This is a genomic window from Klebsiella sp. GFKo11 (assembly GCF_056490265.1).
Genome location: NZ_CM151369.1, coordinates 4352555 through 4364221 on the forward strand (window position 1 = coordinate 4352555; position 11667 = coordinate 4364221).

Annotated in this window: 13 protein-coding genes; 7 read left to right on the plus strand and 6 right to left on the minus strand. The window is 53.4% G+C overall.

The window, feature by feature from the left end; translation table 11 throughout:
• The first annotated feature begins 127 nt into the window (after nt 1-127).
• Nucleotides 128-433, plus strand: coding sequence for a hypothetical protein (locus AC07P6_RS21085; protein WP_478314519.1), 306 nt, complete (start codon nt 128-130; stop codon nt 431-433).
• Between the two features lie 54 nt (nt 434-487).
• The gene (locus AC07P6_RS21090; protein ID WP_110276842.1) at nt 488-754 is read left to right on the plus strand and encodes a biofilm development regulator YmgB/AriR family protein; all 267 of its coding nucleotides are present in this window, start codon (nt 488-490) and stop codon (nt 752-754) included.
• A 232-nt stretch (nt 755-986) separates the two neighbouring features.
• Here the strand turns inward: AC07P6_RS21090 and pdxR are convergent, their stop codons facing one another.
• Entirely contained in the window at nt 987-2456 is a 1470-nt protein-coding gene (gene pdxR / locus AC07P6_RS21095; protein WP_478314521.1) for a MocR-like pyridoxine biosynthesis transcription factor PdxR, read from the minus strand.
• Nucleotides 2457-2592: 136 nt separating this feature from the next.
• Here pdxR and AC07P6_RS21100 point away from each other — a divergent pair, with 136 nt between their 5' ends.
• Nucleotides 2593-3048, plus strand: coding sequence for a GNAT family N-acetyltransferase (locus AC07P6_RS21100; RefSeq protein ID WP_181482963.1), 456 nt, complete (start codon nt 2593-2595; stop codon nt 3046-3048).
• Nucleotides 3049-3108: 60 nt separating this feature from the next.
• Here the strand turns inward: AC07P6_RS21100 and pgl are convergent, their stop codons facing one another.
• On the minus strand, nt 3109-4104 hold the full coding sequence (gene pgl, locus AC07P6_RS21105; RefSeq protein WP_478314523.1) for a 6-phosphogluconolactonase: 996 nt from the start codon (nt 4102-4104) through the stop codon (nt 3109-3111).
• 223 nt (nt 4105-4327) lie between these two features.
• Between pgl and AC07P6_RS21110 the strand changes: the two genes are divergently transcribed.
• On the plus strand, nt 4328-5146 hold the full coding sequence (locus AC07P6_RS21110) for a pyridoxal phosphatase (RefSeq protein ID WP_304257135.1): 819 nt from the start codon (nt 4328-4330) through the stop codon (nt 5144-5146).
• On the opposite strand, the gene modC is transcribed toward AC07P6_RS21110, so the two are convergent.
• The 4 genes from modC to AC07P6_RS21130 all read right to left on the minus strand — a co-directional run bounded on the left by modC (nt 5147) and on the right by AC07P6_RS21130 (nt 7958).
• Nucleotides 5147-6205 (minus strand): molybdenum ABC transporter ATP-binding protein ModC, encoded by a 1059-nt coding sequence (gene modC, locus AC07P6_RS21115; protein WP_478314525.1) that lies wholly within the window; start codon nt 6203-6205, stop codon nt 5147-5149.
• A 2-nt stretch (nt 6206-6207) separates the two neighbouring features.
• Entirely contained in the window at nt 6208-6897 is a 690-nt protein-coding gene (gene modB, locus AC07P6_RS21120; protein ID WP_182237297.1) for a molybdate ABC transporter permease subunit, read from the minus strand.
• On the minus strand, nt 6897-7670 hold the full coding sequence (gene modA / locus AC07P6_RS21125) for a molybdate ABC transporter substrate-binding protein (protein WP_287856179.1): 774 nt from the start codon (nt 7668-7670) through the stop codon (nt 6897-6899). Before modA ends, modB begins: the two co-directional genes overlap by 1 nt.
• A 138-nt stretch (nt 7671-7808) precedes the next feature.
• A complete protein-coding gene (locus AC07P6_RS21130) occupies nt 7809-7958 on the minus strand; it encodes an AcrZ family multidrug efflux pump-associated protein (protein WP_110276804.1) in 150 nt (49 codons plus the stop codon).
• 153 nt (nt 7959-8111) lie between these two features.
• Between AC07P6_RS21130 and modE the strand changes: the two genes are divergently transcribed.
• The 3 genes from modE to galE all read left to right on the plus strand — a co-directional run bounded on the left by modE (nt 8112) and on the right by galE (nt 11666).
• Entirely contained in the window at nt 8112-8900 is a 789-nt protein-coding gene (modE, locus tag AC07P6_RS21135) for a molybdenum-dependent transcriptional regulator (RefSeq protein ID WP_478314527.1), read from the plus strand.
• A gap of 67 nt (nt 8901-8967) precedes the next feature.
• Nucleotides 8968-10443 carry a molybdate ABC transporter ATP-binding protein ModF gene (gene modF / locus AC07P6_RS21140; RefSeq protein ID WP_478314529.1) on the plus strand — a complete coding sequence of 492 codons (1476 nt, stop codon included), beginning with the start codon at nt 8968-8970 and terminating at the stop codon, nt 10441-10443.
• Nucleotides 10444-10649: 206 nt separating this feature from the next.
• The gene (gene galE / locus AC07P6_RS21145) at nt 10650-11666 is read left to right on the plus strand and encodes a UDP-glucose 4-epimerase GalE (protein WP_181482981.1); all 1017 of its coding nucleotides are present in this window, start codon (nt 10650-10652) and stop codon (nt 11664-11666) included.
• Nucleotide 11667: the final 1 nt, after the last annotated feature.

Sequence of the window (11667 nt, forward strand, 5' to 3'; positions counted from 1 at the left end):
CAGTAATCTGGTGAATTAAGTCGACACTGAAGAGTCTGGTTTCACGGATGATGCCAATACTTAATCAGCGCATCGACTTCAAACCAAATCTCCAGTTATGGAGACGACGGTAATCAGAGATACAGTTATGAATAGTGGTGAGATTGAACACTTAACAGATGTACTGATTGGAGAGGCTGTCCTCTCTCTACTCAAAAAAAAGGGGCCGATCAATACTCTGGCTCTGGTAAATAAACTCCAGTCGATGCAGGTCGGTGAAACGGATAAAAAACGGCGAGATACAATTGGGCATATTATTGATGAAATCAATAATATGGTAGCTCTTCGAGGTAAGAAAAAGTCTCTGGGTACTTCAGGTGCGAAAAATTATTGGGATGACCCAAATGCTTTATTGGGTTCATCTTCGCAATCTGGTACAGGTAAAATGCACTGACCATTAATGGTCGATTCTTTAATTAACAAAGTTGAGAATATGATGAGACAGACTATGCATCAGCAATCAGATATCTACGCAGGCCTGAACGATACCGCACTCTCTGAATATTTCCGCAATGCAGGCGACAGGCTGATCGATGAATCTGCAGTGATGTCCCTGGCCATTAGTAGTATCCTTGCCACTGAAGGGCATCTCAGTAATAAGGCTATTATATTCTGGTTAATTAATGCCCTTGAGACGACCAGCGATGTGGTGACCGCAGATGTTATCCGTAAGACGCTGGAAATCGTCGTAAGTTATACCATGGATGATATCTAAGATAGCAACAGGAATTAATGAAACAAGGAAGTCCGCTATTGTTAATAGGTGGAATAACGGTTAAACAGGACCTGAGGATAGAAATAAAACCCGCCTGTAGTATAATTCCGCCTAAAATTCGGCTCCTGTTGCCAGGAATAAAATCCACAACAGGAGACGGATATTAAATAAATATATGCAATATTTAATCAGCCTTTTTATAAGGCTGAATATAAAAACACATCACCACGCGCTAAAGCACCGCAGCCAGACGCCTGACGCCATCGACCAGGACCTCCGGCGGATGGTTGGCAAAACCGAATAAAATCCCCTCTCTCGCCATCGCCCGCTGACAGTATCGCTCAAAGGTCTGTACACCTAAGCCTATCCGACGAGCCTTGTCTTCCAACTCTTTGGCTTTTATACCATTCAGCAGCCAGCAGACTAAATGAACGCCCGAGTCCGTCGGATGAACCGCCATACGTCCAGGAAAATAGTGCTCAATCGCCGCCTCCGGCGCACTTTTGCGCTCAAAACAGGCTTTGCGGATACGACGAACATGGCTGGCGTAGTGCCCCTCACTGAGAAAACGCGCCAGAACCGCCTGTTCCAGATAGCCGCTACTAAGATCGGTGTAATACTTGGTGATGGCAAACTGTTCGCGTAAATGCTCAGGCACCACCAAAAAACCAAGGCGAAATTCCGGGTACATCATCTTAGAGAATGTCCCGGAATAGATAACCCGCTGATGTTTATCTAGCCCCTGCAAAGCCTGTAATGAACGGGCGGCGTAGCGAAACTCACTGTTGTAGTCATCTTCGAAAATCCAGGCCCGATGGGCTTCTGCCCATTCCAGTAAGGCAAGCCTTCTCGGCAGGCTGAGAGTTCCGCTGAGCGGAAACTGATGCGAGGGCGCGGTATAGACCAGTTTCGCCCCTGGGTAGTGCAATATTCCATCCTGAATATCCATGCCATCGCTATCAACACGAACAGGCCGGACGGAGACACCTCTGGCGGCGAATGCACCGCGAGCGCCGTTGTATCCAGGGTCATCCAGCCAAACCTCATCACCAGGTACCAGCAATGCCTGAGTGGTGATCGTCAGCGCCTGTTGAATACCATTGACGATAATAATTTGATCTTCATGACAATTTACCCCACGAGTCGCCTGAATATAGTGACTGATGGCTCGTCGCAACGGTAGATATCCGTAAGGCGTGGTGTGCATTCCCAGTTCACGATGCGACTGTCGCCAGACGCGCCCCAGCAATCGTCCCCATAAAGCGTGAGGAAAGAGATCGGTACAGCCGATACCCACCGCAAAAACCCGGTTCATCCCCCCACTCTCCTGGCTTTCGGACCATGAGGGTATCAATGCCGAGATATCGGGGTTGAGCTGCCCGATAGCAGATGCCGCCGCTTCAGGCGCCGCTGGTGAATAATGCTCGCTTATGAAGTTATCCGGGATATGTTGGCAGACAAATGTGCCCGCGCCCTTGCGCGTCACCAGATACCCCTCATCCATCAGGCGATCGAAACCCGAGATAACCGAGTTCCTGGAGATCGCCATCATCTCAGCCAGCGCACGGCTTGAGGGGACTTTTGAACCCGCCGTCAAACGACCGTCAAGGATAGCGTTACGCAGGGCGTGATAAACCTGATCTTTGATGATCCCGCGTTGTAATAACAGGTCCTGAAAGAGAGGTGCAACTGGTTTTGCCATAGCTATGAGGGATATCTTGAAGGTAAAAGTGGATCCTACAAATATATAGAAAGTGTCACTTTTTAGGAACCATAAGAACTTCTAACATGGCGCTCAGTGAGGACAAAACACCCATTTTTAAAAAATAAGGACCACTATGAATTTATCTCAAATCACCATCGAACCCGCGACCGAGAGCGACTTTGCCCAGTGGTTGCCGCTGTGGAAAAGCTACCAGGTATTTTACCGCGTCGATATCCCGGAAGCCGTGACGCAATTAACCTGGAGCCGTTTTTTAAATCCCATTGAACCGATGTTTTGCGCCGTAGCAAAGCATGAAGGAGCGATAGTTGGGCTGGTGCATTACCTGTTCCATCGCACTACCTGGGCCGAAAGCGACTACTGCTATCTGGAAGACCTGTTCGTTAACCCAGAGGTTCGGGGCAAGCATATCGGCAAACAGTTGATTGAATATGTTCAGCAGCAGGCGCGCAAACGCCACGCTGCCAGCCTGTACTGGCACACCCATGAAACCAACCTTCGCGGCCAGCGTCTGTATAACTGGGTGGCGGATAAAAGCGGCATGATTGAATATCGGATGCGGGTAAAATAGCCGTTGCATCTGGCATAAAAAACCTCGCCTGGGCGAGGTTTTCAGTCATAACCCACAGCCTTAGTATGCGTTAACCACTACCCACATAGGACCCTGGCCGACGGCATAGCGCCCTTTTTCTTGCAACAGGCCCTGCTCACCTTCGATTTCATACACCGCGACATGATGCGATTTCTGACCAGCAGCAATCAGGTATTTACCGCTGTGATCGAGGTTAAAGCCACGCGGTTGTGCTTCGGTTGGCTGATAGCCTTCAATGGACAACACGCTGCCGTCTTCGGAGACGCTGAAGATGGTGATAATGCTGGCGGTACGATCGCAGGCGTAGAGGTGACGACCATCCGGGGTGAGATGGATATCCGCCGCCCAGCGAACACCGGTGAAATCAGAAGGCATCATGTCCAGCGTCTGCACGCACTCGATTTTGCCGTACGGATCTTTCAGCTCCCAGACGTCAACAGAGCTATTAAGCTCATTGACGCAGTAACCGTACTGCTGGTTCGGATGGAACACCATATGACGCGGACCCGCGCCTTCAACGGTGGTCACTTCAGCCGGTTCCTGCGCAACGAGGAAACCATCATCACTCAGGGTAAACAGGCAGATACGATCCTGCTTCAGCGCCGGAACCCATAAGGTGCGGTTATCCGGGGAGATATTTGCCGAGTGGCACCCTTCCAGACCTTCAATAACGCTCACCGTTTCACCCGGCAGGCCATCGGTCAGCGGCGTGACGCTTACGCAGCCCGAATTATAAGAGGCGCTAAAGACAAAGCGTCCCTGATGATCGGTAGAAATATGCGTCGGGCTACCCGGCAGCGCGGCTTCGCCGGCAAAGGTCAGAGCGCCATTATCGGGGGCAATGCGGTAAGCCAGTACGCGAAACTCCGGACGCACGCCGACGTAGAGATACTCTTTGTTCGGGCTCACCACCATCGGCTGCACCTGACCTGGGGCGTCAACAACCTGCACCAGCGTCAGTTTCCCCTCAACGTCCAGATTCCAGACGTGGATCTGCTGGCTTTCCGGACTGGCGGTATAAACGGTTTGTTTCATGAATACTCCTTTCCTCACTGCTCGTGGAAATTTCATTTTTCAGACTAACGACGCGCTGAAAAACACAATACGCATACACTACATGATTCAGGTTGCCTCGCAGCAGCCAGAAGGATCAAGTGTATCGACTCTTTTAGCGGTAGATGCTGAAAAGTTTGCCCGAATGGCACAGCGGTGTACCATCATAGCCTGCTCACTTTTCACCATTAACCGGAAACAACACATGACCTCACGCGTGATTGCCCTGGATTTAGACGGCACCCTACTGACCGGAAAAAAAACAATCCTTCCCGCCTCGCTCGACGCACTGGCTCGCGCCAGAGACGCGGGATACCAGGTGATCGTCGTCACCGGCCGACATCACGTCGCTATCCATCCTTTTTATCAGGCACTGGCTCTGGATACACCTGCAATTTGTTGTAATGGCACTTATTTGTATGATTATCATGCAAAAAAGGTTCTGGAATCCGATCCGATGCCAGTCGACAAAGCCCTGAGCCTGACGGATATGCTGAACGAGCATGATATCCACGGCCTGATGTACGTTGATGACGCCATGCTTTACGAACAGCCGACCGGACACGTCGTGCGCACCGCCAACTGGGCGCAATCTCTGCCGGTCGAACAGCGTCCGGTATTCACTCAGGTCAACTCGCTGGCGCAGGCAGCCCGCGAAGTTAAGGCCGTATGGAAATTCGCGCTGACCGATGAAGATACCGCTAAGCTACAGCGCTTTGCCCAGCATGTTGGTCAGACGCTGGGTCTGGAATGTGAATGGTCATGGCACGATCAGGTTGATATCGCCCGCGAAGGCAACAGCAAAGGCAAACGCCTTGCGCAGTGGGTGGCGGCACAGGGCTTGTCGATGCAGGACGTGATCGCTTTTGGCGATAACTACAACGATCTGAGCATGCTGGAAGCCGCCGGTACTGGCGTGGCGATGGGCAACGCGGTCGATGACGTCAAAGCGCGCGCCAACGTGGTGATTGGTGAAAACGAAACCACCAGCATCGCCGACTACATCAACCGCCATCTGCTGTAATCAGGCGGCGATCGACACGCTTTTAATTTGCGCGTACAGCTGCTGGCCTGGGGTTATGCCCAGGTCATCACGGGCCCAGGGGCTGATACGCGCCCACAGCGTACGACCGCTAATCTCAAGCCTGACCTCAACCTGACCGTTACTTTCGATGCACTGCATCACCTGTGCGGGCAAAATATTACGGATGCTGGTTTGCTGCCCTGGCTGCAGGACCAGTGACACATCCGAAGCCTGAATGCGAATCCGCGCCGCTTCACCCTGCGGCCTGTCGAGCTGATTGACCCATATCTGCTGGTCGCCGAGCGCCAGAGCGGTCATCGCATACTGTGGATGCTGAGCGGCAATGGTCACATTGAGAATGGTGCTTTGCTGATCCTGCGGTAGCCAAGGGTGCATTATGCTGCTGCTCCACACCGCTTCCAGGTCACCAAAAGCTTTCACTTTCCCTTCTTCCAGCACCAGCACTTTATCCGCCAGATGCTGAATCTCATCCAATGAATGGCTGACGTAGAGCATCGGGATGTTAATCTCTCGCGCCAGACGTTGCAGATAGGGCAGCAGCTCGCGTTTACGTGGAATATCCAGCGACGCCAGCGGTTCATCCAGCAGCAACAGTTCGGGGGCGGTGAGTAATGCCCGACCAATCGCCACTCGTTGTTTTTCCCCACCGGAGAGCCCTCCCGGCAGGCGATCGAGCAGCGGCGCAATACCGAGCAGATCCACCAGCTTATCAAACTGGTCGGCCATACTCTTCGCCATGCCGTACTTCAGATTGCCGCGCACCTTGTAGTGCGGAAACAGGCGCGCATCCTGAAAGACATAGCCAATGCGCCGTTTTTCCGGCGCCAGACAGATACGCTTTTCGACATCATTAAGCACTCTGCCGTTAAGCACAATACGCCCCTGCTGCGGGCGCGTCAGGCCGCTGATGGCGTTAATCAGCGAAGTTTTCCCGGCGCCGGATACGCCGAAAACCGCCGTAATGCCGCTGGCGGGGAGCGTCTCGCAGATCTGCAAACAGTGGGTGCCCAGCGTCTGGGTGAAATCGAGCTCAAGCATGATTATTTCCCCATCCGTTTGCGGCTAAGCCGGGCCAGCCATTCAGAAATCAGCAGCGATATCAGCGCCAGCACAATCGAAATCAAACACAGCCGTGCTGCCGCACCTTCGCCGCCGGGGGTCTGAATCAGAGTATACATAGCCGAGGGAATGGTGCGAGTTTCACCAGGAATATTAGAAACAAAGGTAATGGTCGCGCCAAATTCGCCCAGCGAACGGGCGAAGGCCAGCACGGTACCAACAATAATTCCCGGAAGCGTTAAAGGTAGGGTAATGGTGAAAAACACCCGCCAGCGGCCCGCGCCAAGCGTGCGTGCCGCCTGCTCCAGCTTAATATCGACCCCTTCCAGCGCCAGGCGAATAGCCCGCACCATCAGTGGAAAAGACATCACCGCCGCCGCCAGCACCGCGCCGCGCCAGCTAAAGGCAAAGCTCAGACCAAACCAGTCATAAAGCCAGCTGCCGATAAAACCACGCCGTCCCATGGCAATCAATAACAGATAGCCCACCACCACCGGCGGCAATACCAGCGGCAGGTGGAGGATGCTATCGAGTAGCGCTTTGCCGGGGAAATCCCGTCGAACCAGCAGCCAGGAAAAAAAGATCCCAAAAGGTAAGCTGAACACCACCGCCAGGGATGAAACTTTCAGGCTCAGCAGTACCGCCTGCCATTCGGGATCGCTTAAGAACATTAGTGGGTAGTAAATCCGTAACGTTTAAAGATGGCCGAAGCTTCCGGTCCTTTCAGATAGTCATAAAATGCGCTAACCGTCGCATTTTTATGTCCATCAACGATAGCCAGCGGATATTCCACTTTCTTGTGGGAATCTTCCGGGAAGGTACCGACAACTTTTACACCCTTACTGGCAACGGCATCAGAACCGTAGACGATACCCAGTGGGGCTTCACTACGCTCGACCAGCGCCAGCGCACCGCGAACATCTTCCGCCGGAGCCAGCTTCGGTGACAGGGTTTCCCAGGCACCCAGTTTTTGCAGCGCTTCTTTGGCATAGATGCCCGCAGGCACATGCTCCGGATCGCCAACCGCCAGACGCCCCCCTTTCAGCAGGCTGGTCCAGTCGGTTTTATCATTGATGGTGATATCGCCCTGAGCGCTGGCTTTTGGCGCAACGACCACCAGGCTATTGCCCAGCAGAGTGGCGCGTGTCGCCGTATCAATGCTCTTTTTCTCAACCGCGTAGTCCATCCATTTTTGGTCAGCAGAGATAAACAGATCTGCAGGCGCACCCGCTTCAATCTGTCGTGCCAAAGTCGATGAAGAAGCAAACGAAGAAACAACATCAACGTTCTTCTCTTTCTTATACTCTTTAGCGATATCCTGCATTGCGTTAGTCAGCGATGCCGCTGCAAACACGGTAATTTTACCGTCTTCCGCCAGCGCGTGACCTGCAACACAGAGCGTTAACGTTGCTCCGGCAAAAAAGCGTAACCATTGACCTGCCATCTGAAACTCCTGTGAGTGCGTTATGTAGGAGATAATATAGCGATAAGGTTGGGGTTTTCCCAGAGCAAATTAGGGGTAATTAGAGGCGGATCAATTGAGGGGACAAATAAAAACGCCCGGTAGAACCGGGCGCGGGAATCAGTGGTTTTGCGGCCTGTTGTCTTTATGGCCTGCTCCGGAGAAGAGGTTAAACACTTCGCCCAGACCGTAGATCAGCCCGAGGATGATAGCCATCACCACGGGGACCATCACAACGGCAAACACCAGACTTTTCAATAGCTCTAACATGGTTGGCTCCAGAAAATACGAATGTTTAATTGTAACCGTTTCGGCCGGAAAAACACGCCCGATTTGTGCGATGCCTGGCAGACATTCGCCGCAGATGCATCTTGCAAGATAACCGCTATCGGTCACAATACCCTTTTTCAACAGGATATGATTATGCAGGCCGAAATTCTTCTTACCCTAAAATTACAGCAGCGCCTGTTCGCCGATCCCCGCCGTATCGCCCTGCTGAAGCAGATTGACCAGACCGGCTCCATTAGTCAGGGGGCAAAAAACGCCGGCATCAGCTATAAAAGCGCCTGGGATGCCATTAATGAAATGAATCAGCTGAGCGAGCAAACCCTGGTCGATCGCGCTACCGGCGGCAAAGGCGGTGGCGGCGCGGTCCTCACCCGCTACGGGCAGCGGCTGATTCAGCTTTACGACCTGTTAGCGCAGATTCAGCAGAAAGCGTTTGATGTCCTGAGTGATGATGACGCTCTCCCCCTCGACAGCCTGCTGGCGGCGATTTCTCGCTTTTCTCTCCAGACCAGCGCGCGCAACCAGTGGTTTGGCACCATTACCGGGCGCGACCACCAGCAAGTGCAGCAGCATGTTGACGTGCTACTGGCCGACGGACAAACCCGCTTTAAAGTCGCCATTACCGCGCAAAGCGCCGAGCGTCTGGGCCTTGATGAGGGTCAGGAAGTGCTGGTGCTGCTGAAAGCACCATGGGTCGGTATCACTCAGGATCGCACGCTGGCCCAGCAGGCCGATAACCAACTGGCCGGGCGCATCAGTCATATTGAGCGCGGGCCGGAGCAGAGCGAAGTACTGATGGCGCTCCCGGATGGTCAGAGCCTTTGCGCCACCCTGCCGGTGGAGGAGACACGCGATCTGACGGAAGGGGCGGAAGCGATAGCCTATTTCAATGCCGATCGCATCATTCTCGCCACGTTGTGCTAACGGCATTGACATTCCGGCCGTGAAGACGTATCCCTGAAGCAAATTGCTGCAAAAAGTGGGATACACAATGTCATCATTGCAAATTTCGCAAGGCATGTTTCGCCTGAGCGACACAAAAACGTTAAATATTGAGCACCTCAGCGTGCAGGCTGGCGAAAGCTGGGCCTTCGTCGGCAGCAACGGCAGCGGGAAATCTGCCCTCGCCCGGGCGCTGTCCGGCGAGCTAACGCTGCTTAGCGGCCAGCGCGAGAGCACGTTTTCGCGCATCACCCGCCTCTCTTTTGAACAGTTGCAAAAGCTGGTCAGCGATGAGTGGCAGCGCAACAACACCGATTTGCTTAGCCCCGGTGAAGAAGACACCGGACGCACCACCGCGGAAATCATCCAGGATGAGTTTAAAGATTCATCCCGCTGTGCCCGCCTTGCCGAACAGTTTGGTATCACCAGCCTACTCCAGCGCCGCTTTAAATACCTCTCCACTGGTGAAACGCGCAAAACGCTGCTGTGTCAGGCGCTAATGGGCAACCCGGATCTGCTCATTCTTGATGAGCCGTTCGACGGACTCGACGTAGCATCGCGCCAGCAGTTAGCCGAGCTACTGGCGACGCTAAACGGTGAAGGTATCACTCTGGTATTGGTACTTAATCGTTTTGATGAGATCCCGGCGTTCGTGCAGTTTGCCGGTGTGCTGGCGGATTGCGTGCTGAGCGAAACTGGCGAAAAGCAGGCCTTGCTGCAACAAGCGCTGATTGCCCAGTTGGCGCATAGCGAAAAACTTGACGGCATGACCCTGCCGGAACCGGATGCTCCGGCGGCACGTCACGCGCTGGAGGATAACGCACCGCGCATTGTACTTAACGACGGCATGGTCTCTTATAACGATCGGCCGATCATTAACCACCTGAGCTGGACGGTAAACCCCGGAGAACACTGGCAGATAGTTGGCCCCAACGGTGCCGGTAAATCCACGCTGCTCAGCCTGGTGACCGGCGATCATCCGCAGGGGTACAGCAACGACCTGACGCTGTTTGGCCGCCGTCGCGGCAGCGGGGAAACCATCTGGGATATTAAGAAGCATATTGGTTACGTCAGCAGCAGCCTGCACCTTGAATACCGCGTCAGTACCAACGTGCGTAACGTGATTCTCTCAGGCTATTTCGACTCGATTGGTATCTATCAGGCCGTTTCTGACAAGCAGCACAAGCTGGTGCAAAACTGGCTGGATATCCTCGGGATCGACAAGCGCACTGCCGATGCGCCGTTTCATAGTCTCTCCTGGGGACAGCAGCGGCTGGCGCTGATCGTCCGCGCGCTGGTCAAACACCCTACCCTGCTGATCCTTGATGAACCGCTACAGGGGCTAGACCCGCTCAACCGCCAGCTGGTGCGCCGTTTTATCGATGTGCTGATTAGCGAAGGGGCAACTCAACTGCTGTTTGTTTCTCACCATGCCGAGGATGCCCCGGACTGTATTACCCACCGTCTGGCGTTTGTCAGCAGTGGAGACGGTTACACTTACGAAGTGGGACCGCTGACAAATTGACCTGATTCAGGGGTCTGCGGATCCCTGTTTTTTTTCGGAAAAAGATCAATACGCCACATCATTCCCCTGTTTTAAAACAATAAAATCTTCAGTGTGCGCATTGATAATTTTAGTGTAAACGATTCCACCAATTTGGCCTGTGTCACACTTTTCCCATCTTTGGTATGCTATCTTCTTCTCACACGATAAGCCTATTGGAGCGAATCATGAAAGTACTGGTTACAGGTGGTAGCGGTTACATTGGAAGTCATACCTGCGTTCAACTGCTACTGCAGGGGCATGAGGTGATTATTCTCGACAATCTCTGCAACAGTAAGCGCAGCGTATTGCCAATCATTGAACGTCTCGGCGGGAAAAATGCCACCTTTGTCGAAGGCGATATTCGTAATGAAGCGCTGATGACGGAGATTCTTCACGATCACGCGATTGAAGCCGTGATCCATTTCGCCGGTTTGAAAGCCGTCGGAGAGTCCGTCGCTAAGCCGCTGGAATATTACGACAATAACGTAACCGGCACACTGAAATTAGTTTCCGCCATGCGTGCTGCTGGCGTGAAAAACTTTATTTTCAGCTCTTCCGCTACCGTTTACGGCGATCAGCCGAAGATCCCTTATGTTGAAAGCTTCCCGACCGGCACTCCGCAAAGCCCGTACGGCAAAAGTAAGCTGATGGTTGAGCAGATCTTGACGGACCTGCAAAAAGCACAACCTGATTGGAGCATCGCCCTGCTGCGCTACTTCAACCCGGTTGGCGCGCATCCGTCGGGCGACATGGGTGAAGACCCGCAGGGCATCCCGAACAATCTGATGCCGTATATCGCGCAGGTTGCTGTAGGTCGTCGCGAATCGCTGGCGGTCTTTGGCAACGATTACCCGACCGAAGACGGCACCGGCGTACGTGACTACATTCACGTGATGGACCTTGCCGACGGCCACGTCGCGGCAATGGAAAAACTGGCTGATAAAGCGGGTGTGCATATCTACAACCTTGGCGCAGGCGTCGGCAGCAGCGTACTTGACGTGGTCAATGCCTTCAGCAAAGCCTGCGGTAAACCGATTAACTACCACTTCGCGCCACGCCGCGACGGCGACCTCCCGGCCTACTGGGCGGACGCTGAAAAGGCCGATCGCGATCTGAACTGGCGCGTGACGCGCAACCTTGACGAAATGGCGCAGGACACCTGGCACTGGCAGTCCCGTCATCCGCAGGGTTATCCAGACTAAG

What these genes read in the sequence shown, in the direction of transcription:
- AC07P6_RS21085 (WP_478314519.1), top strand. Translation starts at nt 128, where the DNA reads ATGAATAGTGGTGAGATTGAACACTTAACAGATGTACTGATTGGAGAG.
- modF (WP_478314529.1), top strand. Translation starts at nt 8,968, where the DNA reads ATGTCATCATTGCAAATTTCGCAAGGCATGTTTCGCCTGAGCGACACA.
- modC (WP_478314525.1), bottom strand. Translation starts at nt 6,205, where the DNA reads ATGCTTGAGCTCGATTTCACCCAGACGCTGGGCACCCACTGTTTGCAG.
- galE (WP_181482981.1), top strand. Translation starts at nt 10,650, where the DNA reads ATGAAAGTACTGGTTACAGGTGGTAGCGGTTACATTGGAAGTCATACC.
- modB (WP_182237297.1), bottom strand. Translation starts at nt 6,897, where the DNA reads ATGTTCTTAAGCGATCCCGAATGGCAGGCGGTACTGCTGAGCCTGAAA.
- AC07P6_RS21100 (WP_181482963.1), top strand. Translation starts at nt 2,593, where the DNA reads ATGAATTTATCTCAAATCACCATCGAACCCGCGACCGAGAGCGACTTT.
- AC07P6_RS21110 (WP_304257135.1), top strand. Translation starts at nt 4,328, where the DNA reads ATGACCTCACGCGTGATTGCCCTGGATTTAGACGGCACCCTACTGACC.
- modE (WP_478314527.1), top strand. Translation starts at nt 8,112, where the DNA reads ATGCAGGCCGAAATTCTTCTTACCCTAAAATTACAGCAGCGCCTGTTC.
- AC07P6_RS21090 (WP_110276842.1), top strand. Translation starts at nt 488, where the DNA reads ATGCATCAGCAATCAGATATCTACGCAGGCCTGAACGATACCGCACTC.
- modA (WP_287856179.1), bottom strand. Translation starts at nt 7,670, where the DNA reads ATGGCAGGTCAATGGTTACGCTTTTTTGCCGGAGCAACGTTAACGCTC.
- AC07P6_RS21130 (WP_110276804.1), bottom strand. Translation starts at nt 7,958, where the DNA reads ATGTTAGAGCTATTGAAAAGTCTGGTGTTTGCCGTTGTGATGGTCCCC.
- pgl (WP_478314523.1), bottom strand. Translation starts at nt 4,104, where the DNA reads ATGAAACAAACCGTTTATACCGCCAGTCCGGAAAGCCAGCAGATCCAC.
- pdxR (WP_478314521.1), bottom strand. Translation starts at nt 2,456, where the DNA reads ATGGCAAAACCAGTTGCACCTCTCTTTCAGGACCTGTTATTACAACGC.